General features: G+C 65.1%; 24 protein-coding genes. 14 read left to right on the top strand and 10 right to left on the bottom strand.

All coding sequences use genetic code 11. From position 1 onward, the window contains the following. Positions 1–252 precede the first annotated feature (252 nt). Positions 253–3915, bottom strand: a complete 3663-nt coding sequence (gene putA, locus ShzoTeo12_RS23455; protein WP_318912684.1) for a trifunctional transcriptional regulator/proline dehydrogenase/L-glutamate gamma-semialdehyde dehydrogenase — start codon at positions 3913–3915, stop codon at positions 253–255. 138 nt (positions 3916–4053) lie between these two features. On the opposite strand from putA, the gene ShzoTeo12_RS23450 reads away from it, so the two are divergent. Together ShzoTeo12_RS23450 and ShzoTeo12_RS23445 are read left to right on the top strand one after the other, a co-directional pair. Continuing rightward, positions 4054–4524, top strand: a complete 471-nt coding sequence (locus ShzoTeo12_RS23450; protein WP_119255568.1) for an Lrp/AsnC family transcriptional regulator — start codon at positions 4054–4056, stop codon at positions 4522–4524. Positions 4525–4745: 221 nt separating this feature from the next. After that, on the top strand, positions 4746–4937 hold the full coding sequence (locus ShzoTeo12_RS23445) for a DUF3008 family protein (protein ID WP_119255569.1): 192 nt from the start codon (positions 4746–4748) through the stop codon (positions 4935–4937). A gap of 98 nt (positions 4938–5035) precedes the next feature. Here ShzoTeo12_RS23445 and ShzoTeo12_RS23440 read toward each other — a convergent pair whose 3' ends face one another. Together ShzoTeo12_RS23440 and ShzoTeo12_RS23435 are read right to left on the bottom strand one after the other, a co-directional pair. Beyond that, entirely contained in the window at positions 5036–5341 is a 306-nt protein-coding gene (locus ShzoTeo12_RS23440; protein ID WP_318912683.1) for a hypothetical protein, read from the bottom strand. A gap of 113 nt (positions 5342–5454) precedes the next feature. Further along, the gene (locus ShzoTeo12_RS23435; RefSeq protein WP_318912682.1) at positions 5455–6048 is read right to left on the bottom strand and encodes a dihydrofolate reductase family protein; all 594 of its coding nucleotides are present in this window, start codon (positions 6046–6048) and stop codon (positions 5455–5457) included. A gap of 368 nt (positions 6049–6416) precedes the next feature. Between ShzoTeo12_RS23435 and ShzoTeo12_RS23430 the strand changes: the two genes are divergently transcribed. Next, on the top strand, positions 6417–6878 hold the full coding sequence (locus ShzoTeo12_RS23430) for a DUF1810 domain-containing protein (protein ID WP_318912681.1): 462 nt from the start codon (positions 6417–6419) through the stop codon (positions 6876–6878). Then, positions 6878–7438 carry a DUF488 domain-containing protein gene (locus tag ShzoTeo12_RS23425; RefSeq protein ID WP_318914357.1) on the top strand — a complete coding sequence of 187 codons (561 nt, stop codon included), beginning with the start codon at positions 6878–6880 and terminating at the stop codon, positions 7436–7438. Before ShzoTeo12_RS23430 ends, ShzoTeo12_RS23425 begins: the two co-directional genes overlap by 1 nt. A gap of 44 nt (positions 7439–7482) precedes the next feature. Here the strand turns inward: ShzoTeo12_RS23425 and ShzoTeo12_RS23420 are convergent, their stop codons facing one another. Beyond that, positions 7483–7941, bottom strand: a complete 459-nt coding sequence (locus tag ShzoTeo12_RS23420; RefSeq protein ID WP_318912680.1) for a MarR family winged helix-turn-helix transcriptional regulator — start codon at positions 7939–7941, stop codon at positions 7483–7485. Positions 7942–8022: 81 nt separating this feature from the next. Here ShzoTeo12_RS23420 and hmgA point away from each other — a divergent pair, with 81 nt between their 5' ends. Further along, positions 8023–9351, top strand: coding sequence for a homogentisate 1,2-dioxygenase (gene hmgA / locus ShzoTeo12_RS23415; protein WP_318912679.1), 1329 nt, complete (start codon positions 8023–8025; stop codon positions 9349–9351). A 2-nt stretch (positions 9352–9353) separates the two neighbouring features. On the opposite strand, the gene ShzoTeo12_RS23410 is transcribed toward hmgA, so the two are convergent. After that, the gene (locus tag ShzoTeo12_RS23410; RefSeq protein WP_318912678.1) at positions 9354–9914 is read right to left on the bottom strand and encodes a DUF2585 domain-containing protein; all 561 of its coding nucleotides are present in this window, start codon (positions 9912–9914) and stop codon (positions 9354–9356) included. Between the two features lie 113 nt (positions 9915–10027). Here ShzoTeo12_RS23410 and ShzoTeo12_RS23405 point away from each other — a divergent pair, with 113 nt between their 5' ends. Genes ShzoTeo12_RS23405 through ShzoTeo12_RS23390 form a run of 4 tightly spaced genes read left to right on the top strand, consistent with a single transcriptional unit; the run spans position 10028 to position 12385 of the window. Continuing rightward, a complete protein-coding gene (locus ShzoTeo12_RS23405) occupies positions 10028–11044 on the top strand; it encodes a fumarylacetoacetate hydrolase family protein (protein WP_318912677.1) in 1017 nt (338 codons plus the stop codon). A gap of 4 nt (positions 11045–11048) precedes the next feature. Beyond that, the gene (gene maiA / locus ShzoTeo12_RS23400; RefSeq protein ID WP_318912676.1) at positions 11049–11693 is read left to right on the top strand and encodes a maleylacetoacetate isomerase; all 645 of its coding nucleotides are present in this window, start codon (positions 11049–11051) and stop codon (positions 11691–11693) included. A 57-nt stretch (positions 11694–11750) separates the two neighbouring features. Further along, entirely contained in the window at positions 11751–11990 is a 240-nt protein-coding gene (locus tag ShzoTeo12_RS23395) for a type II toxin-antitoxin system VapB family antitoxin (protein ID WP_160785787.1), read from the top strand. Beyond that, complete coding sequence (locus ShzoTeo12_RS23390) at positions 11990–12385, top strand: type II toxin-antitoxin system VapC family toxin (RefSeq protein ID WP_318912675.1); 396 nt, start codon at positions 11990–11992, stop codon at positions 12383–12385. The genes ShzoTeo12_RS23395 and ShzoTeo12_RS23390 overlap by 1 nt, the downstream gene beginning before the upstream one ends. 35 nt (positions 12386–12420) lie before the next feature. On the opposite strand, the gene ShzoTeo12_RS23385 is transcribed toward ShzoTeo12_RS23390, so the two are convergent. Further along, entirely contained in the window at positions 12421–13902 is a 1482-nt protein-coding gene (locus ShzoTeo12_RS23385) for an NAD-dependent succinate-semialdehyde dehydrogenase (protein ID WP_318912674.1), read from the bottom strand. Between the two features lie 96 nt (positions 13903–13998). After that, positions 13999–15276 (bottom strand): 4-aminobutyrate--2-oxoglutarate transaminase, encoded by a 1278-nt coding sequence (locus ShzoTeo12_RS23380; protein ID WP_119255582.1) that lies wholly within the window; start codon positions 15274–15276, stop codon positions 13999–14001. A 202-nt stretch (positions 15277–15478) separates the two neighbouring features. Here ShzoTeo12_RS23380 and ShzoTeo12_RS23375 point away from each other — a divergent pair, with 202 nt between their 5' ends. Beyond that, positions 15479–16294 carry a MerR family transcriptional regulator gene (locus ShzoTeo12_RS23375; RefSeq protein WP_318912673.1) on the top strand — a complete coding sequence of 272 codons (816 nt, stop codon included), beginning with the start codon at positions 15479–15481 and terminating at the stop codon, positions 16292–16294. Between the two features lie 3 nt (positions 16295–16297). On the opposite strand, the gene ShzoTeo12_RS23370 is transcribed toward ShzoTeo12_RS23375, so the two are convergent. Further along, complete coding sequence (locus tag ShzoTeo12_RS23370; RefSeq protein ID WP_318912672.1) at positions 16298–16606, bottom strand: ribbon-helix-helix domain-containing protein; 309 nt, start codon at positions 16604–16606, stop codon at positions 16298–16300. Between the two features lie 212 nt (positions 16607–16818). On the opposite strand from ShzoTeo12_RS23370, the gene ShzoTeo12_RS23365 reads away from it, so the two are divergent. The 3 genes from ShzoTeo12_RS23365 to ShzoTeo12_RS23355 all read left to right on the top strand — a co-directional run bounded on the left by ShzoTeo12_RS23365 (position 16819) and on the right by ShzoTeo12_RS23355 (position 19456). Next, the gene (locus ShzoTeo12_RS23365; protein ID WP_119255585.1) at positions 16819–17214 is read left to right on the top strand and encodes a VOC family protein; all 396 of its coding nucleotides are present in this window, start codon (positions 16819–16821) and stop codon (positions 17212–17214) included. 56 nt (positions 17215–17270) lie between these two features. Beyond that, entirely contained in the window at positions 17271–17801 is a 531-nt protein-coding gene (locus tag ShzoTeo12_RS23360) for a gluconate 2-dehydrogenase subunit 3 family protein (protein ID WP_318912671.1), read from the top strand. Positions 17802–17884: 83 nt separating this feature from the next. After that, a complete protein-coding gene (locus ShzoTeo12_RS23355; RefSeq protein ID WP_119255587.1) occupies positions 17885–19456 on the top strand; it encodes a GMC family oxidoreductase in 1572 nt (523 codons plus the stop codon). Positions 19457–19568: 112 nt separating this feature from the next. Here ShzoTeo12_RS23355 and ShzoTeo12_RS23350 read toward each other — a convergent pair whose 3' ends face one another. Then, complete coding sequence (locus ShzoTeo12_RS23350) at positions 19569–20471, bottom strand: DMT family transporter (RefSeq protein ID WP_119255588.1); 903 nt, start codon at positions 20469–20471, stop codon at positions 19569–19571. Positions 20472–20624: 153 nt separating this feature from the next. Here ShzoTeo12_RS23350 and ShzoTeo12_RS23345 point away from each other — a divergent pair, with 153 nt between their 5' ends. Then, the gene (locus tag ShzoTeo12_RS23345) at positions 20625–22406 is read left to right on the top strand and encodes an IlvD/Edd family dehydratase (protein ID WP_318912670.1); all 1782 of its coding nucleotides are present in this window, start codon (positions 20625–20627) and stop codon (positions 22404–22406) included. Between the two features lie 6 nt (positions 22407–22412). On the opposite strand, the gene ShzoTeo12_RS23340 is transcribed toward ShzoTeo12_RS23345, so the two are convergent. Then, positions 22413–23291, bottom strand: a complete 879-nt coding sequence (locus tag ShzoTeo12_RS23340; RefSeq protein ID WP_318912669.1) for a DMT family transporter — start codon at positions 23289–23291, stop codon at positions 22413–22415. Between the last annotated feature and the right edge of the window lie 61 nt (positions 23292–23352).

Raw genomic sequence — 23352 nt, 5'->3', positions numbered from 1 at the left:
GCATGACGGGGCCGCAAGTGCAAGAAGAATGCCGGGAAAGCGGGGATTTTTTCACCGAATTGCTGGCCGGGCGTGACGATTGTTCCTCACCCACAAGAGGCGAGGGATGCATCCGTGTGAGATGCGGGAAAGGGAAACCAGCGCGGCATATCCCCTTCTCCTGCTCGCGGGGAGAAGGGGGCCGGCAGGCCGGATGAGGGGCGTCATGCCCACGGGAAGGAGTGTCGCGGCGGAACCCGCCGCGACTATCTGTCAGCCGATCGCCATCAGGCTGGCATTGCCGCCCGCGGCAGCGGTGTTGATGGAGGTGGAGACCTCCTCCAGCAGCCAGTTGAGGCAGTAGGCTTCGGGGTCGCTCGAAAGTTCTGCCGTCGTCGCTGCCTGCACCAGCACCAGTGGGCCGGGAAGGCCGGCGATCTTGCGGTTGACGCGTTCGACGTCCGCCGCCTCGCCCTCGACGAGCGCGCCGGCGAACGGGCTATCCTTTGCCCAGTCGGCCGTCCATGTCAGGCGGGCGGCGACGGAGGCGGGGAGATCGGCGAGGGCGGGCTTCAGGGCCTCGACGCTGTCGATGGCAATCTGGTTGCCCGTCGCCAGCGCCGCCGCGACCTGACGCAGGAGGCCGGTTTCCGTCTTCGGCACGAGGAGGATGCGGCCGCGCGGATGGAGCGCGTAGATGTTGCGCTCGCCGACCGGGCCGGGCAGTTCCCGCTCGAGACCGAGCGCAGAGCGGTTTGCGAAGCCACGCGCCGTCTCGCCTTCAGCAGTCTTGCCCTTGCGGTCGAGCCAGGTGATGAAGTCGCGCAGCGCCGGGTCGGTATGCACCGAATCCTGCTGCGGCGGGACCGGGGCCTTCTGTACGAGGCGGCCGATATAGAGCGGGCCGCCGGCCTTGGGACCGGTACCGGAAAGGCCGCGCCCGCCGAAGGGCTGCACGCCGACGACCGCGCCGATGATGTTGCGGTTGACGTAGATATTGCCGACCTTGATGCGGCTCGTGACATGCGCGATCGTCTCGTCGAGGCGCGTGTGCAGGCCGAAGGTGAGGCCGTAGCCCGAGGCGTTGATATCGTCGATCAGCCGGTCGAGATCGGCGCGGCGGAAGCGGATGACGTGCAGCACGGGGCCGAAGACCTCGCGCTTGAGGTCGGAAAGCGTCTTCAGCTCGATGATCGTCGGCGGAACGAAGGTGCCGTTCTCCGTACCCGCCGACAGCGGAAGCTGCTCGACCTTGTTGCCGAGTTCGCGCATGTGCTCGATGTGCTTGACGATGCCGTCGCGGGCCTCGGCGGTGATGACCGGGCCGATATCGACATTGAGGCTGTCCGTGCGGCCGAGCGTCAGTTCCTTGAGCGCCCCCTTCAGCATGGTCAGCGTGCGATCCGCGACATCGTCCTGCAGGCACAGGACGCGCAGCGCCGAGCAGCGCTGGCCGGCGCTGTCGAAGGCAGAGGCGATGACGTCGCCGACGACCTGTTCGGCGAGCGCCGAGGAATCGACGATCATGCCGTTCTGGCCGCCGGTCTCGGCGATCAGCGGGATCGGCTTGCCGGTTTCCGAAAGGCGCTCGGCAAGCTGGGCCTGGATGAGGCGGGCAACTTCCGTCGAGCCGGTGAACATGACGCCGGCCGTCTTCGACGCGCCGACAAGCGCCGCGCCGACGCGGCCCGCGCCGGGTACGAATTGCAGTGCCCCGGCCGGAACGCCGGCCTCGTGCAGGATCTTCACGCTCTCATGCGCGATGATCGGCGTCTCTTCGGCGGGCTTCGCCAGCACGGCATTGCCGGTGACGAGGGCGGCGGCGACCTGTCCGGTGAAGATGGCGAGCGGGAAGTTCCACGGGCTGATGCAGACGATCGGGCCGAGCGGCAGGTGAGACGGGCCGAGCGTGCGGCGCGCCTGTTCGGCATAGTAGCGCAGGAAATCGACGGCCTCGCGCACCTCGCCGATGGCGTTGGCCGCCGACTTGCCGGCCTCGCGCATGATGATGCCCATCAGCGGTTCGATGCGGGCTTCCATGAGGTCTGCCGCGCGGTCGAGGCAGGCGGCGCGCTCGGCGGGGGCGGTCGCGGCCCAGGCGGCGACGCTGTCCGCCGCCATGCCGACGATGCGCTCGGCGTCTTCCGCCCTGATCTCGGTGACGCGGCCGACGACGTCGCGGTGGTCCGCGGGGTTCAGCACGTCGCTCGTCTCGCCTGCCGTGGAGCCGTCCGCCAGAAGCGGGGCGGCGTGCCACTGTTTCGCGGCGGTGCCGGCAAGCTCACCGGCAAGCTCAGCAAGCGTCGTCTCGTTGGAGAGGTCGAGGCCCTTGGAGTTCTCGCGGCTCTTGCCGAAGAGATTGTCCGGCAGGGCGATCTGGTCGTGCTGCGCGCCGACGACGGGCATGGCGGCGACGATATCGACCGGATCGGCGATCAGCGATTCCACCGAGACCTTCGGATCGGAGATGCGGTTGACGAAGGAGGAATTCGCGCCGTTTTCGAGGAGGCGGCGGACGAGATAGGCCAGCAGCGTCTCATGCGTGCCGACGGGGGCGTAGATGCGGCAGGGCCGGTCCAGCTTGTCCTTGCCGACGACCTCGTCGTAAAGCGGCTCGCCCATGCCGTGCAGGCACTGGAACTCGTATTTGCCGACGGCAAAATCGGGGCCTGCGAGCTGGTAGATGGTGGCAAGGCTCTGCGCATTGTGCGTGGCGAATTGCGGGAATACGGCATCCGGCGCGGCCAGCAGCTTGCGGGCGCAGGCGACATAGGCGACGTCCGTATAGATCTTGCGCGTATAGACCGGGAAGCCTTCGAGGCCGTCGAGCTGGGCGCGCTTGATCTCGGCATCCCAATAGGCGCCCTTGACGAGGCGCACCATGACGCGCCGGCCGGAGCGGCGGGCAAGGTCGATGATGAAATCGAGCACGAAGGGGCAGCGCTTGCCATAGGCCTGCACCACGAAGCCGAGGCCGTTCCAGCCCTTGAGGTTCTCGTCGAAGCAGAGGCCTTCGAGGAGGTCGAGCGAGAGTTCCAGCCGGTCGGCCTCCTCGGCGTCGATGTTGAGGCCGATGTCGTAGCTCTTGGCGATGGCGGCGAGGGCCTTCACCTTCGGCAGCAGTTCGCCCATGACGCGTTCGGCCTGCGCGCGGACATAACGCGGATGCAGCGCCGAGAGCTTGATGGAAATGCCGGGGCCGTCATAGATGCCGCGGCCGTCCGAGGCCTTGCCGATGGCGTGGATCGCCTTCTCGTAGTCCCGGTAATAGCGCTCGGCGTCCGCGGCGGTGGTCGCGGCCTCGCCCAGCATGTCGTAGGAATAGCGGAAGCCGCGGGCTTCGAGCGGCCTGGAGCGCTTCAGCGCCTCCTCGATGGTCTCGCCGGTGACGAACTGCTCGCCCATCATGCGCATCGCCATGTCGACGCCGCGGCGAATGACCGGTTCGCCGGCCCGCGCGATGAGGCGCGTCAGCGCGGCGGAAAGGCCGCGGTCGTTGACGGTCGAAGTGAGCTTGCCGGTGACGACGAGGCCCCAGGTCGCGGCGTTGACGAACATCGACTTGCCGCCGCCGATATGGGAGGTCCAGTCGCCTTCGGCGATCTTGTCGCGGATCAGCGCGTCACGCGTGTCGGTGTCGGGAATGCGCAGCAGCGCCTCGGCAAGGCACATCAGCGCCACGCCTTCCTGGCTCGACAGCGAATATTCCTGCACCAGGCCCTCGACGCCCGTGCCCTTGTGCTTGGCGCGCAGCGCCTCGATCAGCGTGCGGGCGGTGCTGCGGATATCGTAACGCTGCGTGTCGGTGACGCGTGCGGCCGCGACGAGGGGCGGAAGGCACTCGGTCTCGGGGCGGCGATAGGCGGCGGTGATCGCCTGGCGCAACGCGCTCTGGGGACGGATCGGCGGGGCGAAATCGGCGAAGGGTTTCTGCATGGCGGGACCTATGAGAAGCGGTTTGCATGATATCCGGGAAACTGGCGCGGACAATATCACGGCGCTAAAAAACAAATGGACTTCAAATCGCCTCCGATTAGGCTGATCGCATCTATTTTCTGAAGATTGGAGGGTGATTTGCCCGATATTTCCCATGCTGATGGGTCGTTGGATGCCTTCGACCGAAAAATTCTCGAGGAACTCACGGAAAACGGCCGCATTCCCGTCGCGGAGCTGGCCGAGAAGGTGGGTCTTTCCAAGACGCCCTGCCAGAACCGCTTCAAGCGGCTGATCGCCGAAGGCTTCATCCAGGGCTTCAAGGCGATCCTCAATCCCTCGAAGATGAACCTCGACCATATCGCCTTCGCCGAGGTGAAGCTGACCAACACGCAGGAGGAGGCGCTGACCAGCTTCAACGCGGCGGTGAAGAAGATCAAGGAGGTCGAGGAGTGCCACATGATCGCCGGCCGCTTCGACTATCTCCTGAAGATCCGCACCCGCGACATCAAGAAATACCGGCTGGTGCTCGGGGAGAGGATTTCGAACCTGCCCTATGTCGCCAATACCTCGACCAATGTGGCGATGGAGACGGTGAAGGAGCGGGGGTGACGGTATCGCCTGTGGGCTGCCCCTCACCCTGGCCCTCTCCCCGCGAGCGGGGAGAGGGGACGTGCCCCACGGGCAGTTGTTGGTTGGGGAAGCCGGTGCGGCATATCCCCTTCTCCCCGTTTGCGGGGAGAAGGTCCCGGCAGGGGGATGAGGGGCCAAGCATGCCCCGGAACATCGCATGGCCGCCCGCGTTTGCGCTCCTATCGACAAAGGAGGCTGTCATGCCGGCAAAATCGAAAGCGCAGCAGAAGGCCGCCGGTGCGGCCCTTGCCGCCAAGCGCGGCGACATGAAGAAAAGCGAGCTCAAGGGCGCCTCGAAGGGCATGGAGAAATCCATGTCGGAAAAGGAGCTGGAGGAAATGGCCTCCACCAAGCGCAAGGGCAAGCCGGAGCACAAGTCGAAATCCGACTGACGCTCTTCCGCCAGTCCGAACTTCAGTCCCGGCGACGGCTGCCTAACCGCGCGTTTTGTGCAGCCGAGACTGCGTTATCCCTGAAACATGGGTTCGGCCTAGATTCCCGACCCGTCGAGTTGTTGGGCATCGTCGCCCTGCCATGGAGAGGGCGCGGCGGCGCGGCCGAAATTGGCCGAGGGCATCGGCATCCAACACTTCAGCTCCGGCTCGGCATATTCGATGATGCAGCCGGGCGCGGAATCGGAGGCGCGCCAGCCTTCACCGCTGAAGCGGTCGCCATGCGACCAGTAGGCGACATCGACTTCCGCCGGGCCCTGCTCGGAGGAGCGCACCGTGACGAGGATCCGGCTACCGTCCTTCGGGGCGCTCGGCATCTGGCGCCAGCGTTCTGGTTCATCCATCGTCTGTCCTCCCGTCTTACCGTGAAGCGAAGTGTCACCTCACCGGCAACACGGGTCAACTCAAACTTTGCGAAGCCCATCCTCTTTTGCGTGGCGCGGACCTGCGCGACGGCTCATGCGGCCCGATAGACCTGCGCGACCGCACCTCCTGGAAATGCCCTTGAGCTCAGGAGCTTCAGGCGCTTTGGTGCTGCAAGGCCGGAGAACAACGGCAGCCCCTTGCCCAGCGCGACGGGAGCCACCAATAGGATGAACTGGTCTACCAGGCCCTCCGCCACGAGACTGCGGGCGAAGCCGACGCCGCCATGGGCGATGATCGGCTTACCGTCCCGGGCTTTCAGATCGGCGATTTCCTCCGCCAGGCTGCCACTGGCAACGTAGGCCTCCGCCCAGCTTTCCGCACCGGGCTGCATTTGCTCGGTTGCCGCATTGCCGTCGTTCGTCAGGATTGCCGGTCCCTGCCGCGAAAAGACGGCCTTGGGAATCCGGTTCATCGGCGGCGCGAACATGTCGGTGGAGGTCGGCCAATAGGCAGCCATGTCCCGGAAGGTGCGGCTGCCCATGATGTGCAGGCCGGCGCTCCACAGGATCTCGACAGACCAGGCCTTCGCCTCCTGATCGGTGCCGAACATCCACCCATTCCGGCCATCCGGATCGCTCACGAAACCGTCGATCGATATGGACATCTTTAAGATGAGGTCTCTCATGGCTTTCTCCTCCTTGCGGTCTTCCCACCAAGGACGGCGCAGAGCGGCGGAATCCGACAATTCGCGCGCGCTACCGGAGTCCTGAAATGACGAAGGGCGCTCGACCCTTTCGGGGAGCGCCCTTCGAGCCCGGACAACTACGAACGCGCGACAGGGGGCCGTCGCTGCAGGCAGTCGTCGAATACGGGCAGTGAGCGAGAGATGGGGAGAGGGCGGCGGGAATTCAAGAGCGCCGATGGCGCGTCATCGAAGAACCGCACCAAACGATCGGGAGGGAAACAACACGAGGCGCTCGATCGTTGGGTGGATACGCCATCGGCCGATGGCCGCTGTGATAGGATACGTCCGGGTATCAGGGAGAGGATGCGATGGCGGAGGATGACCGGTTCGAGCTTTCCCGCTTCGTCGCGGCACAGGACCATGTCTTCGACACGGTTCTCGCGGAATTGCGGGCCGGGCGCAAGGAAAGCCATTGGATGTGGTTCGTTTTCCCGCAATTGCGTACGCTCGGACGGTCCCCCACCGCGAAATTCTACGGCATCGGGTCTCTGGACGAGGCGAGGGCCTATCTCGAACATCCCGTCCTTGCCGGGAGGCTGGCCGACGCGGTGGATGCGGTGCTCGCCGTGGAGGGGCGTTCCGTCCATGACATCTTCGGATCGCCCGACGATCTGAAATTCCGCTCCTCGATGACCCTGTTCGATAAAGCGGCGGGCGGCAGGGAGAAAAGGTTCCGGCTTGCGCTTGAGCGCTTCTTTGCCGGCGAGCCCGACCGGAATACGCTGGACCTCATCCATGACGGTGGCGCCCACGATCCTGCGAGACGATGATGACGCTGCCATTCTTCACCATCGGCCATTCCAACCGCAGCCTAGCGGAGTTCATCGCCCTGCTGCGCTCCGCGCGCATCGAACGGGTCGTCGATATTCGCAAGATGCCGATGTCGCGCGCCAATCCGCAGTTCAACCACGATGAGCTGTCCGCCGCGCTGGCCGAGATGCAGATAGGCTATGAGCATGTCGCGGCGCTCGGCGGACTTCGCGGCCGCAGGCCGGCCTTGCCGCCTGAGATCAATGGCTTCTGGCAAAACAGGAGCTTCCACAACTACGCCGACTATGCGCTGTCCGATGCCTTCCATGCGAGCCTTGAACATCTTCGCGCAGAAGGACACCGGAAGCGCTGCGCGATGATGTGCGCGGAGGCGGTCTGGTGGCGCTGCCACCGCCGCATCGTTTCCGACTACCTGATCGCGCAGGGCGAAACCGTCTTCCACATCATGGGCGAAGGCCGGTTCGAGGAAGCGCATCTCACTTCCGGCGCCGAGCCCCAGCCGGACGGAACCGTGATCTATCCCGCTGCAGGCGAGCCGGTTGATAATACCGGCTCATAGCGATGACCCGCTCGTTTATCATGCCGGCGAAAGTTCAAGACCAGTCATTCGCGGGACGACCGCAACGGCATCGTGCCCGGCAGCTTCGCCTCGATCGCCGCAAGGCCGGCCTCCAGTTGCTCGAGGGCGCCGGCGCCGAGGAGCTGTGCCATTTCCCGCTCGTAGGCATGCGCGAGTTCGATCATCTCGGTGAAGATGCGCCGGCCGGCCGGGGTCAGTTCCAGATGCTCGAAGCGGCGGTCGTCGGCGTCTTCGCTGCGCTTCAGCCAGCGCTTTTCCTCCAGCGCCCGGACGGCGCGGGAAACCTTGGTCTTGTGCATGCTGGAATTGGCGCCGATCTCCGTCGCCGTCATGCGGCCGTAGGAGCCGAGCGCGGCGAGCGCCCGCCATTCCGGCCGGGTCATCCGGTAGCGGCTGCGGTATTGCGCGGCGAAGCGCTGGCTCACCCGCTCGGCCGCCTGGTTCAATCGGTAGGGCAGGAAGGTTTCGAGCTTGAAGTCCATGGCCGGCCGCCTTGATGGTTACAAAATGGACAGTTACGCTTGTAACTATCTGATACGGAGCCTTGCGGAGGAGGGCAAGCCATGCCTGACAGCGTCAACAGCCTGAAATACATGCCGGGCTTCGGCAACGATTTCGAGACGGAATCCCTGCCCGGCGCCCTGCCGCAGGGCCAGAACAGCCCGCAGAAGTGCAATTACGGCCTCTATGCCGAGCAGCTTTCCGGTTCGCCCTTCACCGCTCCGCGCGGCACCAACGAGCGCTCCTGGCTCTACCGCATCCGCCCGAGCGTGCGCCACACCCGCCGTTTCTCCAATGCGAGCTACCCGCACTGGAAGACCGCGCCCTGCCTCGACGACCATTCCCTGCCGCTCGGCCAGCTTCGCTGGAACCCGCTGCCCGCGCCGAAGGAAACGCTGAACTTCCTCGAAGGCATCCGCACCATGACGACGGCGGGGGACGTGCTGACCCAGGTGGGTATGGCGGCGCACGCCTATACGTTCAACGCCGACATGGTGGATGACTATTTCTTCAACGCCGATGGCGAACTGCTGGTCGTGCCGCAACTGGGCGCGATCCGCGTCTTCACCGAAATGGGCATCATGGATGTCGAGCCGCTGGAAATCGCACTCATCCCGCGTGGCATGATGTTCAAGGTCTCGCGCATCGGCGAGGGCGATGTCTGGCGCGGCTATGTCTGCGAGAACTACGGCGCGAAATTCACCCTGCCGGATCGCGGGCCGATCGGCGCGAACTGCCTCGCCAATCCGCGCGACTTCAAGACCCCTGTCGCCGCCTATGAGGACAAGGAGACGCCCTGCCGCGTCCATGTCAAATGGTGCGGCAAGTTCTACGTCACCGAGATCGGCCATTCGCCGCTCGACGTCGTCGCCTGGCACGGCAACTACGCGCCGTTCAAATACGACCTTCGCACCTATTCCCCCGTCGGCGCGATCCTCTTCGACCATCCAGACCCGTCGATCTTCACTGTGCTGACGGCCCCGACCGAAGAGGCCGGCACGGCAAATATCGACTTCGTCATCTTCCCGCCGCGCTGGCTGGTCGCCGAGCATACCTTCCGCCCGCCCTGGTATCACCGCAACATCATGAGTGAGTTCATGGGTCTCATCCATGGCCAGTACGATGCCAAGGAGGAGGGCTTCGTGCCCGGTGGCATGAGCCTGCACAACATGATGCTGCCGCATGGACCCGACGCCACCGGCTTCGAGAAGGCCTCCAGCAGCGAGCTGAAGCCCGTCAAGCTGGAGCACACCATGGCCTTCATGTTCGAGACGCGCTTTCCGCAGCAGCTCACGAAATTCGCGGCCGAGCTGGAGACGCTGCAGGACAACTATCTCGACTGCTGGGACGGGCTGGAGCGCCGGTTCGACGGTACGCCGGGCGTGAAATGAATTCAGCCGCCCTGCCAGGCTTTCACCGCTTCGATCGGCCAGACGAGCATCAGGATGTTCAGCGCCAGCCCGTCGCGGATGAGGTAGGTGGTCGTCGCCTCGAAGATCACGATGAGCGCGACGCTTGCCCAGACGGGCAGGCGCGAGGCGAGGAAGAAGCCGACGACCATGGCGAGGATATCCGCGCTGGAATTGATCACGCTGTCGCCGAAATAATCGAGCGAGACCGTCGATTCGCGGTAGCGGTTGATCACCATGTCGGTGTTTTCGAGGATTTCCCAGGCGCATTCCACGACGAGCGCGAGGGCGAGACGCACATTTATGCCCGCCTTTTTCAGGATCAGCGTGAAGAAGCCGAAGAACAGGATGCCGTGAATGATGTGGCTCGGCGTGTACCAGTCGGAAAGGTGCTGCGAATTTTCGGAGGAAACCACCACGCCATGCCACAGTTTCACATATCCGCACTTGCAGATGAGCGGCTGACCCATCGTATAAAGGATGGCGGCCGTCACGGCGATAAAGCCGGCGGCGATCAGCAGGGAATTTCGGACCGTGCGGTTCAAGCGGGATTTCCTTGGAGAGGCGATGCGGCGCGGATGCGGCGCATGCGGGTGGAGACAGGTGGCCGGAAGATGACACGATCCGCCGGCCGGAAACAAGATCGGGAGCGACACGCATGAAACTTGCGACACTGAAGGATTCCACCCGCGACGGCCGTCTGGTCGTCGTCTCGCGCGACCTGACGCGCTGCTCGGAAGTGGGCCATATCGCCCGCAGCCTGCAGGCGGCGCTCGACGACTGGGCGCATGTCGCGCCGCGGCTGGAACGGGTTGCCGAAGGGCTGGAGACCGGCTCGCAGCCGACCACCCGCTTCCACGAGCACGACGCGACCTCTCCCTTGCCGCGCGCCTACCAGTGGGCGGATGGCTCGGCCTATGTCAACCACGTCGAACTCGTCCGCAAGGCCCGCAATGCCGAGATGCCGGAAAGCTTCTGGACCGATCCGCTGATGTACCAGGGCGGCTCCGACAGCTTCCTCGGCCCGCGCGACCCGATCCTCGCATCCGACGAGGCTTGGGGCATCGACATGGAGGGCGAGATCGCCGTCGTGGTCGACGACGTGCCGATGGGCGCGAGCGTGGAAGAGGCGCGCGATGCGATCCGCCTCGTCATGCTGGTCAACGACGTCTCGCTGCGCGGCCTCATCCCCGGTGAACTCGCCAAGGGCTTCGGCTTCTTCCAGTCGAAACCCTCCTCCGCCTTCTCCCCCGTTGCGGTCACGCCGGACGAACTGGGCGATGCCTGGGACGGCGGCAAGCTGCACCTGCCGCTCCTCGTCTCGCTCAACGGCAAGGCCTTCGGCAAAGCCGATGCCGGCGTCGACATGACCTTCGATTTCGGCCAGCTCGTCGCCCATGCGGCAAAGACCCGTCCGCTCGTCGCCGGCTCGATCATCGGTTCCGGCACGGTCTCCAACAAGCTCGACGGCGGCCCCGGCAAGCCGGTTTCCGAAGGTGGCGCCGGTTATTCCTGCATTGCCGAAGTCCGCACCATCGAGACGATCGCCACCGGCGCCCCGAAGACCCCCTTCATGAAGTTCGGCGACATCGTGCGCATCGAGATGAAGGACAAGGCCGGCCACTCCATCTTCGGCGCCATCGAGCAGACCGTGACGCGCTACGAAAAGGACTGACCCGATGAGCGAGGAGATCGTGCTCTACGACTACTGGCGTTCTTCCGCCAGCTACCGCGTGCGCATCGCGCTCGAAAGCCTCGGCCTCGCCTACCGGCGGGTCTCCGTGGACCTTCTGGCCGGTGAGCAGCGCGCGCCCGAACACCGCGCCCGCAACCCGCAGGGCCTCGTCCCGGCGCTGGTGATCGACGGCCAGACGTTGACGCAGTCCCTCGCGATCATCGAATACCTCTCGGAAACGCGCCCCGGGGCGCGTTTCCTCCCCGCCGACCCGCTCGGCCGGCAGCGTGTGCGCGCGCTCTCCTACGCCATCGCCATGGAAATCCACGCCGTCTGCAACACGGGCATCGTCGGCCATGTCATGGAGATCACCGGCGGCGGAGACGAAGTTCGTTCCAACTGGATGAAGAAGTTCATCGGCGAAGGCCTCGCCGCCGTCGAAATCCTGCTCGAAAATACCGCCACCGACACCTTCTGCCACGGCGACACCCCCACCATGGCCGACTTCTGCCTCGTCCCGCAGGTCTACAACGCCAACCGTTGGGGTGTGGACATATCCGGGCTGGAGCGGGTGCGCCGCATCGCCGAAACCTGCTTGGAATTGCCAGCCTTCAAGGCGGCGCATCCGGAGACGGTGAGGGCGACCTGAGCTTTGAAAGCCGGATAAAGCGTGCTATATATACCCCTAGCTGTAAAGGGATATACTATGCCGCTCTATGTAAAAGATCAGGAAGTCGACAGGCTCGCCGACCGGCTTTCCGCTCTGCGCAAGGTCAGCAAGACCGAGGCGGTGCGACAGGCTTTGGCGCATGAACTCGAGCGGGTTGAAAGCGAGCCGACCTTGGTGGAGAAGGCTGTTGCCATGACCCGCGCGTTGAATCAGAAGTATTCTCCGACTGGTCTCAAGGCCGATAAGGCCTTCATCGATAGCCTTTACGAAGACTGATGTTTATCGCTGCCTCAGCCATCGTCGCCATGATGGCGGATGAAAGCGATGCGACGATATTGTCCACGCGTTTGATGAGCGTTGATACGAGGGTGACGTCGCCGATGGCGCTTTGGGAGGCGTCTGTCGCTTACAGCAGGATTTTCGGACTTGAGCCGCAAGCAGCCCTGCGTGAGGTCCAGGCCTACATTCGTCCCTTCGATGTTACGGTGGCTACGATCGAGCCGGCAATGACGGCCGCTGCCGTCGACGCCTATCAACGCTTCGGCAAGGGACGCCATCCTGCAAGCCTCAACTTCGGCGATTGTTTCGCCTATGCCTGCGCCCGGCATCTCAACATGCCGCTGCTCTATAAAGGGGACGACTTCTCCAAAACGGATATCGAAGCCGCGTAGAAACCGCCCCGCCGAAGCGGGGCGATCCGGGATCGTCAGGCGACGTCGCCCATGCAGACATATTTCAGCTCCAGATAATCCTCCGCGCCGTGGGCCGAGCCCTCGCGGCCGAGGCCGGACTGCTTGATGCCGCCGAAGGGGGCGGCTTCGGAGGAGATGAGGCCGGTATTGACGCCGACCATGCCGTATTCCAGCGCTTCGGCCACCTTCCAGACCTTCTTGAGATCGCCGGCGAAGAAGTAGGCGGCTAGGCCGAATTCGGTGTCGTTGGCCTGCTCGATCACATCTTCGACCGTATCGAAGCGGAAGAGCGGAGCGACGGGGCCGAAGGTCTCTTCCTTCGCCACCGTCATGCCGCGGGCGACGTCCTTCAGTACGGTCGGCTGGAAGAAGGTGCCCTTGCCCTCGATGCGCTTGCCGCCGGCGATCACCGTGGCACCCTTGGAAACGGCGTCGGCGATATGGGCTTCGACCTTGTCGATGGCGGCTTCCTCGATCAGCGGGCCGATGGTCGTGCCCTTGTCGAAGCCGTTGCCGACGGAGAGCTCGGCGACCTTCTTCGCCAGCTTTTCCGCAAAGGCGTCGTAGACGTTCGACTGGACGTAGAGCCGATTGGCGCACACGCAGGTCTGGCCGGCATTGCGGTATTTCGAGGCCATCGCACCCTCGACGGCGGCGTCGAGATTGGCATCATCGAAGACGATGAAGGGCGCGTTGCCGCCGAGTTCCAGGCTCACCTTCTTGATCTGGTCGGAGCACTGGCGCATCAGGATGCGGCCGACCTCCGTGGAGCCGGTGAAGGAGATCTTCCGCACCTTCGGATTGAAGCAGAGCTCCTTGCCGATGGCGGGGCCATCGGTGCCGAGGATGACGTTGAAGACGCCGGCCGGAATGCCGGCCTTTTCCGCCAGCACCGCAAGGGCGATGGCCGAAAGCGGCGTCTGCTCGGCCGGCTTGGAGACTACCGTGCAGCCGACGGCGAGCGCCGGGGCGACCTTGCGCGCGATCATCGCGGCCGGGAAGTTCCACGGCGTGATCGCGCCGACGACGCCGACCGGCTGCTTGATGACGAGCATGCGCCTGTCCGGCGAGGGGGCCGGGATCGTCTCGCCGTTGATGCGCTTGGCCTCTTCCGCGTACCACTCGACATAGGAGGCGGCATAGAGGATTTCGCCGCGCGCTTCCGGCAGGGGCTTGCCCATTTCGGCGGTGAGGATGGCGGCCAGCTCGTTGGCATTGGCGACGATCAGGTCGTTCCACTTGCGCAGCAGGGTGCTGCGGTCCTTGGCGGGTCGGGCGGCCCATGGGCCTTGCGCCTTGTAGGCGGCGTCGATGGCGGCGGCGGTTTCGCTCGCGCCCATTTCCGGCAGCGTCGCCAGTTTTTCGCCCGTCGCGGGATTGAGGACATCGAAGGTCGCGGCGCCGTTGCCGCCGATCCAGTTGCCGTTGACATAGCCGGCGTCGCGCAGGAATTCGGTCGATTTCAGGTGCCTGGTCAGAGCGTCGTAAAAGGCCATGATTGCATTCCTTTCGGGCAGAAAAGGCCATTCACCCGGAGCCTATGCCCCGGGTGTTGCCTTGAAATAAAGTCGTTCGGTCTTTTGCGCCGCCGGTCAGGCGGCGCGGGCTTCGACCATCGCCGCTTCGAGAATGTCGAGCGCTTCGGCGAAGACCTCGTCCTGGATGGTGATCGGCGCGAGGAAACGGATGACGTTGCCGTGCACGCCGCAGGTGAGCAGGATCAGGCCCTTTTCGAGGGCCTTCAGGCGCACCTTGTTGGCGAAGTCGGCGCTCGGCTGCTTCGTGGTGACGTCGTTGAACTCGACGGCGTTCATGAAGCCCGGGCCGCGGATGTCGACGATCTCCGGCACCTTGTCCTGCAGCGAGGCCAGGCGCTGCTTGAGGCGCGCACCGAGATTTTCGGCGCGGTTGCAGAGATCCTCGTCCTTGATGACGTCGAGCACGGCATGGGCCGCCGCAACGCCGAGCGGGTTGCCGGCATAGGTGCCGCCGAGGCCGCCCGGACCGGGGGCGTCCATGATTTCCGCGCGGCCGGTGACGGCCGCGATCGGGAATCCGCCGCCGAGGCCCTTGGCCATGGTCATCAGATCGGCCGCGATGCCGTAGTGCTCCATGGCGAAGAGCTTGCCGGTACGGGCAAAGCCTGTCTGCACCTCGTCGGCGATGAGCAGGATGCCGTGCTGGTCGCAGATCTCGCGCAGCGCCTTCATGAAATTGACCGGGACGGGATAGAAGCCGCCTTCGCCCTGCACGGGCTCGACGATGATCGCGGCGACGCGGTTCGGATCGACGTCGGCGGCGAAGAGCTTCTTCAGGACGCCCAGCGACTGCTCGACGCTCGTGCCGTGCATCTCGACGGGGAAGGGCGCGTGGAAGACGTCGCCCGGCATGGCGCCGAAGCCGACCTTGTAGGGCACGACCTTGCCGGTCAGCGCCATGCCCATGAAGGTGCGGCCGTGGAAGCCGCCCGAAAAGGCGATGACGGCCTGGCGGCCAGTGGCGGCGCGGGCGATCTTCACGGCATTCTCGACGGCTTCGGCGCCGGTCGTCACGAAGATCGTCTTCTTGGCGAAGTTGCCGGGGGTGATGGCGTTCAGGCGCTCGGCGAGCTCGACATAGTTCTCGTAAGGAACGACCTGGTGGCAGGTATGCGTGAAGCGGTCGAGCTGCTTCTTGACGGCCTCGATGACGCGCGGATGGCGGTGGCCGGTATTGACCACGGCGATGCCGGCGGCGAAATCGATATAGCGGTTGCCTTCCTTGTCCCAGATCTCGGCGTTTTCCGCGCGGTCGGCGTAGATCTGCGTGGTCATGCCGACGCCGCGGGAAATGGCGGCGTTCTTGCGGTCTGTCAGAGGCGTGGCGGTCATGGCGCTGTTCCTGGATCTGGAGGCTTCGTTTCGCTGGGCTTGCATTAACTTACATTTTTTCTGCAAGTCTCATGTGGAATTCCTACATTTTTTCTGCAAGAATGCAACGGCATTCTACGCGCGCAATGCGACGGATTTTCCAACCGGCCGGCGCGCCCGGAATGTTATACGAAGGATAATAAAGAATCAGGGATTTGGCGCGATGGGTTCCGGCGAACCGGTGCATTACAAGGTGGCGGAAGCCGCGCGGCTTGCCGGCGTTTCGGCCTCCACGCTGCGCCTGTGGGAAACGCAGGGGCTCGTCGTGCCCGGCCGCTCGGAAACGGGGCACCGGCAATACAGCGCCGAGGACGTGACCCGGCTGAAGCGCATCGCCTGGTATCGCACGGAACGCGGCCTCAACCCCGCCGCCATCCGCGAGGCATTGGAGGCCGAGGAACCTGCCGCCGATACGGGAGCCTGGGAGGGCGATGCGCCTCAGGGCGTCGGGCGCAAGCTGCGGAGCCTGCGCCATGCCGCTGGCAAGACGCTCGAACAGGTCGCAGGCGATATCGGCATCGCGACCTCGATGCTCTCCACCTTCGAGCGCACCTCGTTAGGCGTGACCTTCCGCGTGCTGCATGACCTTGCCGATTACTACGGCACGACCGTCTCGAAACTCTCCGGCGAGGAGGAAGAGGACAACCGTTCCGTCGTCAGGGCGGGGGAGTGGAAATTCTGGCCCGAGACGTCTCCGGGCGTCACCGTGCAGGTGCTGGCGGACGGGCGCAACATGATGGACTGCCACCGCTTCGTGCTGGCGCCCGGCGCGTCGAGTGACGGCGCCTACACGCATGACGGCGAGGAGTTCGTGCACGTGCTTTGCGGGCAGGTCGAAATCGTGCTCGACGGCCACGAATTCCACGACCTCGGCCCCGGCGACAGCCTCTATTTCTCAAGCTGCCGCCGCCACGCCTGGCGCAATCGCCACGATGGCGAGACCGTGCTGATCTGGATCAACACGCCCCCGACATTCTAGGCTTCATTCCGCCGCGACGATGTGGAACTCCCGCGGCTGCTCGCCCTTGGCCGCTCCGCCCATGATGTAGATGAGACAGCTCGTCCGCAGCAGCGAGGCGAAGTTCGGCACCGAACCGTTGATCTCCAGCGCCTCGTCATAGAGCGTCGAGAGGAAGCGGGAGGTCGACATTCCCTGGCTTGCCGACATCTCGTCGATCAGGTCCCAGAAGGCTGCCTCGATCTGAATGCTCGTCGAATGCCCCCCGATTCGCACCGAACGGTTGACGGGCCGGTAGCGTTGCGGATCCTGGCCCGCAAAGACCTCACACATGGCATATCCTCCAGTCGTGTTTTTATGATGCGATTATGCGGTGGGGGCCGGCTTTGGTCAAATCATCCCATAGCGGCGAAAAGCACGCAAAATCCTTCGTTTAAAACTCCGGAAATGAAAATCAGCATGCGGTAGCGGGCTGCTACCCGCCCCCGCCGATCCGGGCGCAAACTTCATCCTACAAGTCGAACTGCAAGCAGGGGAAGGCCAGCGTGGCAAAGACCATTCATTCCATGATCCGTGTCCTCGACGAGGGGCGTTCCGTGGATTTTTACGGCAAGGCATTTGGCCTCGCCATCGCCGATCGGCTCGATTTCGAGACCTTCACGCTCGTCTACATGAGCAATGCGGAAAGCGAATTCGAGCTCGAGCTGACGATCAACAAGGGCAGGACCGAACCCTACGACCTCGGGGACGGCTATGGTCATCTCGCCGTCTCGGTGGCCGATCTCGACGGCGAGCACGCGCGCCTTGCGGCCCTCGGCTACACGCTGGGCAAGATCGTCGAGTTCAATCGCGACGGCGGCCTTCTCGCCCGCTTCTTCTTCGTCACCGATCCGGATGGCTACAAGATCGAGGTCCTGCAACGGCACGGCCGCTTCAAATGAACGGGGCGGCGGCCGGAGGAGGCCGCCGCTCTCAGATGCAATGGGAGGAACGTGACATGACGACCATCTACGAGCAGCGCCCCGGGCTTTCCCGGCGCGAGCTTCTCAAGCGCGGCACGCTCGGCGCGGCGCTCATCATCACCGGCAATGCGGTGATCAGCCCCGACCGGGCCTGGGGCATGGAGACGACGGCCCTCAAGCCCGAGACCATGGCGACCCTCATCAAGCTTGCCCGCGACATCTACCCGCACGACGCGGTCTCCGACCGTTTCTACGCCATCGCGGTCAAGGGGCACGAGACCAAGGCCGGCACCGACGCCAAGCACAAGGAACTGATCGAGGCGGGCATCGCCGATCTCGACAAGCGGGCGGGCGGGGGCGGCTATCGCGGCCTCGGCTGGGAAGACGACCGGGTGAAGATCCTGCGCGATATCGAGACGACGCCCTTCTTCCAGGCGGTGCGCGGCGATCTCGTCGTCTCCTTCTATAACCAGAAGGAGCTCTGGCCGCATTTCGGCTACGAGGGCGAATCCTATTCCAAGGGCGGCTATATCGCCCGCGGCTTCAACGACATCGAATGGCTTTGACGGCGGTCTGACGGCCCCGCGCCGGAGGAGGCGCGGCCGCAGGGCGTCCACGACGCCGACCGCACATGTTTCGGGAGGAAACCATGGCAGCTCCTTATGATCTCAACGACGACGGCGTGGTCGTCATCATCGGCTCGGGTGCCGGCGGCGGCACGCTGGGCAACGAACTGGCGCAGAAGGGGATCGACGTCGTCATCCTGGAAGCCGGTTCACGGATCGAGCACGAGGACTTCATCAACGACGAATGGGACAGCTTCGCCCAGCTCGCCTGGCTCGACCATCGCACGACCGGCGGCGGCTGGCGGGTCGCGAAGGACTTTCCCAACCTGCCGGCCTGGATCGTCAAGGCCGTCGGCGGCACCACGACGCACTGGGCCGGCGCGTCCCTGCGCTTCCAGGAGCACGAGTTCAAGACGCTGACCCATTATGGCAAGGTCGAGGGCGCCAACCTGCTCGACTGGCCGCTGACGCTCGCCGAGCTGGAGCCGTATTACGCCAAGGCCGAGGACAAGATGGGCGTGACGCGCACCAACGGCATCGAGGGCCTGCCCGGCAACAACAACTTCAAGATCCTGAAGGCGGGTGCGGACAAGCTCGGCTACAAGGAATGTCACACCGGCAACATGGCGATCAACTCGGCCGATCGCGACGATCGAATGAGCTGTCAGCAGACCGGCTTCTGCTTCCAGGGGTGCAAGTGGGGCGCCAAATGGTCGACGCTCTATACGGAAATCCCGAAGGGCGAGGCGACCGGCAAGCTGGAGATCCGTCCCAACTCGCATGTCGTGAAGATCGAGCACGACGACAGCGGCAAGGTGACGAACGTCGTCTATGCCGACAAGGACGGCAAGCTGCACAGCCAGAAGGCCCGCATCGTCTGCGTCGCCGGCAATTCCATCGAAAGCCCGCGCCTGCTGCTCAATTCCGCATCCGGCAAATATCCGGACGGGCTTGCCAATTCCTCGGGCCAGGTCGGCAAGAATTACATGCGCCACACGACCGGCTCGGTCTATGCCGTCTTCGAGAAGCCGGTGCACATGTATCGCGGCACTACCATGGCCGGCATCATTCGCGACGAGGCGCGGCACGATCCGTCCCGCGGCTTCGTCGGCGGCTACGAGCTGGAAACCCTCTCGCTCGGCGTGCCCTTCATGGCCGCGTTCCTCGATCCGGGCGGCTGGGGCCGCTCTTTCGCCTCCGCCATGGACAGCTATGCCAACATGGCCGGCCTCTGGATCGTCGGCGAGGATCTGGCGCAGGAGCAGAACGCGGTAAAGCTGCATGGCGAACTGAAGGACCAGTACGGCATGCCGATCCCGGATGTCTGGTTCACCGACCATCCGAACGACGTTGCCATGCGCGACCATGCCTACAAGCAGGGGCAGGCGCTCTATGAGGCCGTCGGCGCGACCCGCAGCTTCCCGACGCCGCCCTATCCCTCCACGCACAATCTCGGCACCAACCGCATGAGCGAGAAGGCTGAGGACGGCGTCGTCAACAAATGGGGCCAGACCCACGACATCAAGAACCTCTTCGTCTCGGACGGCAGCCAGTTCACCAGCGGCGCGGCGGAAAACCCGACGCTGACCATCGTCACGCTCGCCATCCGCCAGGCCGACCATATCGCCAAGGAAATGGCCGCCGGGACGATCTGAGGTCCATCGCAATCCTCCCCGGCCGCTCCGGCGGCCGGTGACCGCGCGCGGCCGGTCGAGCCGCGCCAACTGGGGCCGGCCCTGGCCGGCCACCTTTTCCCTCAGATGCCTTTCAGCCGGCGCGGCGCTTCAACTGCTGTTCGCGGAAGAAGATGAAGAGGCCGGACGCCACGATGAAGCCGGCGCCGACCAGCATGGCGGTCCGGGGCGCATCGCCGAAGAAGATCCAGCCGAAGACCACCGCCCAGAGCAGCATCGTATATTGCAGCGGCACCACGGTCGCCGCGTCGGCGAGCTTCAGCGAGCGGTTCACCAGCATATGCGCGCTCATCGCCACGATGCCGAGAAGGCTGAGCAGGCCGAAATCGAGCGGCTTGACGGGCGTCCAGCCGGCCGGATCGGCAAGGCACCAGATGCCGGCGAGGATGGCCGCGCCGGCGACCTGCCAGAACACCAGCGTCGTGTCGGGCGTCGTCCGCAGCGAGCGGCCGAGCACCATGGCGAGGCCGAAGGCCATGCTGCCGGCAAGCGCGATCAGCGCAGGCAGGGTGAACGTGTCCTTCGACGGCGACAGCGCGATGAGGACCCCGACGAAGCCGACGATGATGGCTGTCCAGCGCCGCCAGCCGACTTTCTCGCCCAGCATGAGCGGTGAGAGCGCGGCGACGTAGATCGGCGCGGCGAGCCAGTAGGTCATGGTATCGGCGAGCGGCATATAGGCGACGGCGAAGTAGAAGCCGGAGGCCTCGATGGCGAAGAGGGTGGTGCGCAGGATATGCAGCTTCGGCCGATCGACGTCGATCAGCCGCCGCCAGCCCATGCGCCAGAAGAAGGGCATCAGCACGACGAGCGCTGCAAGGCTGCGGATCAGCATGAGCTGGCCGACGGAATAGGTGGAGACCAGCCATTTGCCGAGCACGTCGTTCAGCGAGAACATGACCATGCCGAGCAGCATCAGCATGACGCCGAGACGGGCGGAGCCGGAATGAGGGGAGGAAGCGGCGATGTCGGTCATGGCGGGCGCTCGATGTCTTGGGACCCGAGGGCTGTGACATATTCCGGCAGGCCGATCCAGTCAGCAATTTTGATAGCTGCATAAACCGCGCGCCGGTTGATCCGGGCGGAGAGGGGTGGAAGACTGTGCCCGATATCTGCAAGGGTTCTTTCGATGACCAATGAAAAGACAGGCCGCCGGCTGCGCTCGCAGGACTGGTTCGACAACCGCGACCATATCGACATGGCGGCGATCTACCTGGAGCGCTTCATGAACTACGGCATCACGCCGGAGGAACTGCGCTCCGGCAAGCCGGTGATCGGCATTGCGCAGAGCGGCAGCGACCTGACGCCCTGCAACCGCCATCACATGGAGCTCGCAAAGCGCGTGCGCGACGGCATCCGCGATGCGGGCGGCATTCCCATCGAGTTCCCGACCCATCCGATCTTCGAGAATTGCAAGCGCCCGACCGCCGCGCTCGACCGGAACCTTGCCTATCTCGGCCTCGTCGAAATCCTCTACGGCTATCCGCTCGACGGTGTCGTGCTGACGACGGGCTGCGACAAGACCACGCCCTCCGCGCTGATGGCGGCCTCGACGGTCGACATCCCGGCCATCGTGCTGTCCGGCGGGCCGATGCTCGACGGCTGGCACGAGGGCGACCTCGTCGGCTCCGGCACGGTCATCTGGCGCTCGCGCCGCAAGCTGGCGGCGGGCGCCATCGACGAGGACGACTTCCTCGCCGCCGCGATGGATTCGGCGCCCTCTATCGGCCATTGCAACACGATGGGCACGGCCTCGACCATGAACGCGCTGGCCGAAGCGCTCGGCATGTCGCTGACGGGCTGCGCCGCCATTCCCGCCGCCTATCGCGAGCGCGGGCAGATGGCCTACCGTACCGGCAGGCGGGCGGTGGAGCTGGTGCTGGAGGATGTGCGCCCTTCGCATATCCTGACGCGCGCCGCATTCCTCAACGCCATCCGCGTCAACTCGGCCATCGGCGGCTCGACCAATGCGCAGCCGCACCTGATGGCGATGGCCAGGCACGCCGGCGTGGCGCTGGAGCCGGAGGACTGGCAGGCTTACGGCTACGATATCCCGCTGCTCGCCGACGTGCAGCCCGCCGGCCGCTTCCTCGGCGAGCGGTTCCACCGGGCCGGCGGGGTGCCGGCGATCATGCGCGAACTGCTCGATGCCGGAAAGCTCGACGGGACCTGTCCCACCGTCACGGGCCATACCGTCGCGCAGAACCTCGAAGGGCGTGGGGCGACGGACCGCGAGGTCATCCGCCCCTATGGCGCGCCGCTCAAGGAGCGGGCCGGCTTCCTCGTGCTCAAGGGCAACCTCTTCGACTTCGCGATCATGAAGACCTCGGTGATCTCCGACGAGTTCCGCAAGCGCTATCTCAGCGAGCCGGGGCGCGAAGGCGTCTTCGAGGGACGGGCCGTCGTCTTCGATGGTTCGGAGGATTATCACCGGCGCATCAACGATCCGGCGCTCGGCATCGACGAGCGGACGATCCTCGTCATAAGGGGCGCGGGGCCGCTCGGCTGGCCGGGCTCGGCGGAGGTCGTCAACATGCAGCCACCGGATCATCTTCTCAAACGCGGCATCACCAGCCTGCCGACCATCGGCGACGGGCGCCAGTCGGGCACGGCGGACAGCCCGTCGATCCTCAACGCTTCGCCGGAAAGCGCCGCGGGCGGCGGGCTCGCCTGGCTGCGCACCGGCGATGTGATCCGCATCGATCTTGCAGAGGGCCGCTGTGACATGCTGGTGGAGGAGGCGGAGATCGAGCGGCGCAGGGTGGACGGCATTCCGCCGGTGCCGGCGGATGCGACGCCGTGGCAACGCATCTACCGCAAGACCGTCACCCAGCTTTCGGACGGCGCCGTCATCGACGGCGCGGCGGATTTCCGCAAGATCGCGGAGACGCCACCCCGGCACAACCATTGACGGGCGTCACCCCCGGCGGGCGACGAGGATGCCGGCCAGCACGATCGCCCCGCCGACCGCCTGAAGGATGCTGACCGGTTCGGCCAGCAGGATCCAGGCGAGGATGGCGGCGACCACCGGCTGGAGGAGCAGCGTCAGAGAGGAAAAGGCCGTCGGCAGGTAGGCGAGGGCATAGGTGACGAGGCCCTGCCCGCCGACATGGCTGATGAAGGCAAGGCCGATCAACATCGCCCAGCCGAAGGCCACCGTCGGCAGCATGGCATCTTCGAAGACAAGCGCGACGGGCAGCATGCAGATGGCGGCCGAAAGCGTCGTCCACACCATGATGCGCAGCGTGGAGAAGCGCGAGCGCACATGGCCGAGCGCCAGCATGTAGCAGGCATAGAAGAAGGCGGCGACGATGGCCGTCGCATCGCCCGCAAGCTGTCCGCCGCCGATGGCCGCCGGCCCGCCCTTCAAAACGATGACGCCGACCAGCGCGATCGCCAGCCCGGCGAGGAAGACAGGCGTGATGCGCGTGCGGAAGAACAGCCAGGAGCCGAGCGTGACGAAGACGGGGGCGAGGTTGGTCAGCAGCGTCGCATTGGCGACGGAGGTCATGTGCAGCGAGAGATGCCAGGCGGCAAGGTCCGCCGCGAGGAAGAGACCCGGCAGCAAGAGGATGAGATAATCGCGCAGGCCGGCCGGCGTTTCGCCGCCTTCCTTCGCCACCTTCGACATGACGTAGAACGGCAGGAGGGCCAGCGACACGCGCCAGAACGCGGTGGCCATCGGCCCCACTTCGGAAAGCCGCACGAAGATCGGCGATCCGCCGATGGCGACGCCTCCGGCGAGGAGGGCGATGAGGGCGAGGCGGGCATGACGGGAGGCGGAAATGGGGGACACGGCAACAGTCCGGCTATCGGGATCGCCGGCTGAGCTATCAGACCGCGACCGACAGAGCCAG

It is taken from the genome of Shinella zoogloeoides (assembly GCF_033705735.1).
Classification (GTDB): Bacteria; Pseudomonadota; Alphaproteobacteria; order Rhizobiales; family Rhizobiaceae; genus Shinella; species Shinella zoogloeoides_A.
The sequence above is the reverse complement of the archived record's forward strand: the minus strand, read 5'-3'. Positions and strand labels throughout refer to the sequence as shown.

What these genes read in the sequence shown, in the direction of transcription:
- ShzoTeo12_RS23375 (WP_318912673.1), top strand. Translation starts at nt 15,479, where the DNA reads ATGGGTTCCGGCGAACCGGTGCATTACAAGGTGGCGGAAGCCGCGCGG.
- ShzoTeo12_RS23360 (WP_318912671.1), top strand. Translation starts at nt 17,271, where the DNA reads ATGACGACCATCTACGAGCAGCGCCCCGGGCTTTCCCGGCGCGAGCTT.
- ShzoTeo12_RS23370 (WP_318912672.1), bottom strand. Translation starts at nt 16,606, where the DNA reads ATGTGTGAGGTCTTTGCGGGCCAGGATCCGCAACGCTACCGGCCCGTC.
- ShzoTeo12_RS23405 (WP_318912677.1), top strand. Translation starts at nt 10,028, where the DNA reads ATGAAACTTGCGACACTGAAGGATTCCACCCGCGACGGCCGTCTGGTC.
- ShzoTeo12_RS23420 (WP_318912680.1), bottom strand. Translation starts at nt 7,941, where the DNA reads ATGGACTTCAAGCTCGAAACCTTCCTGCCCTACCGATTGAACCAGGCG.
- ShzoTeo12_RS23440 (WP_318912683.1), bottom strand. Translation starts at nt 5,341, where the DNA reads ATGGATGAACCAGAACGCTGGCGCCAGATGCCGAGCGCCCCGAAGGAC.
- ShzoTeo12_RS23390 (WP_318912675.1), top strand. Translation starts at nt 11,990, where the DNA reads ATGTTTATCGCTGCCTCAGCCATCGTCGCCATGATGGCGGATGAAAGC.
- ShzoTeo12_RS23355 (WP_119255587.1), top strand. Translation starts at nt 17,885, where the DNA reads ATGGCAGCTCCTTATGATCTCAACGACGACGGCGTGGTCGTCATCATC.
- ShzoTeo12_RS23430 (WP_318912681.1), top strand. Translation starts at nt 6,417, where the DNA reads ATGGCGGAGGATGACCGGTTCGAGCTTTCCCGCTTCGTCGCGGCACAG.
- hmgA (WP_318912679.1), top strand. Translation starts at nt 8,023, where the DNA reads ATGCCTGACAGCGTCAACAGCCTGAAATACATGCCGGGCTTCGGCAAC.
- putA (WP_318912684.1), bottom strand. Translation starts at nt 3,915, where the DNA reads ATGCAGAAACCCTTCGCCGATTTCGCCCCGCCGATCCGTCCCCAGAGC.
- ShzoTeo12_RS23350 (WP_119255588.1), bottom strand. Translation starts at nt 20,471, where the DNA reads ATGACCGACATCGCCGCTTCCTCCCCTCATTCCGGCTCCGCCCGTCTC.
- ShzoTeo12_RS23380 (WP_119255582.1), bottom strand. Translation starts at nt 15,276, where the DNA reads ATGACCGCCACGCCTCTGACAGACCGCAAGAACGCCGCCATTTCCCGC.
- maiA (WP_318912676.1), top strand. Translation starts at nt 11,049, where the DNA reads ATGAGCGAGGAGATCGTGCTCTACGACTACTGGCGTTCTTCCGCCAGC.
- ShzoTeo12_RS23425 (WP_318914357.1), top strand. Translation starts at nt 6,878, where the DNA reads ATGACGCTGCCATTCTTCACCATCGGCCATTCCAACCGCAGCCTAGCG.
- ShzoTeo12_RS23385 (WP_318912674.1), bottom strand. Translation starts at nt 13,902, where the DNA reads ATGGCCTTTTACGACGCTCTGACCAGGCACCTGAAATCGACCGAATTC.
- ShzoTeo12_RS23395 (WP_160785787.1), top strand. Translation starts at nt 11,751, where the DNA reads ATGCCGCTCTATGTAAAAGATCAGGAAGTCGACAGGCTCGCCGACCGG.
- ShzoTeo12_RS23435 (WP_318912682.1), bottom strand. Translation starts at nt 6,048, where the DNA reads ATGAGAGACCTCATCTTAAAGATGTCCATATCGATCGACGGTTTCGTG.
- ShzoTeo12_RS23345 (WP_318912670.1), top strand. Translation starts at nt 20,625, where the DNA reads ATGACCAATGAAAAGACAGGCCGCCGGCTGCGCTCGCAGGACTGGTTC.
- ShzoTeo12_RS23445 (WP_119255569.1), top strand. Translation starts at nt 4,746, where the DNA reads ATGCCGGCAAAATCGAAAGCGCAGCAGAAGGCCGCCGGTGCGGCCCTT.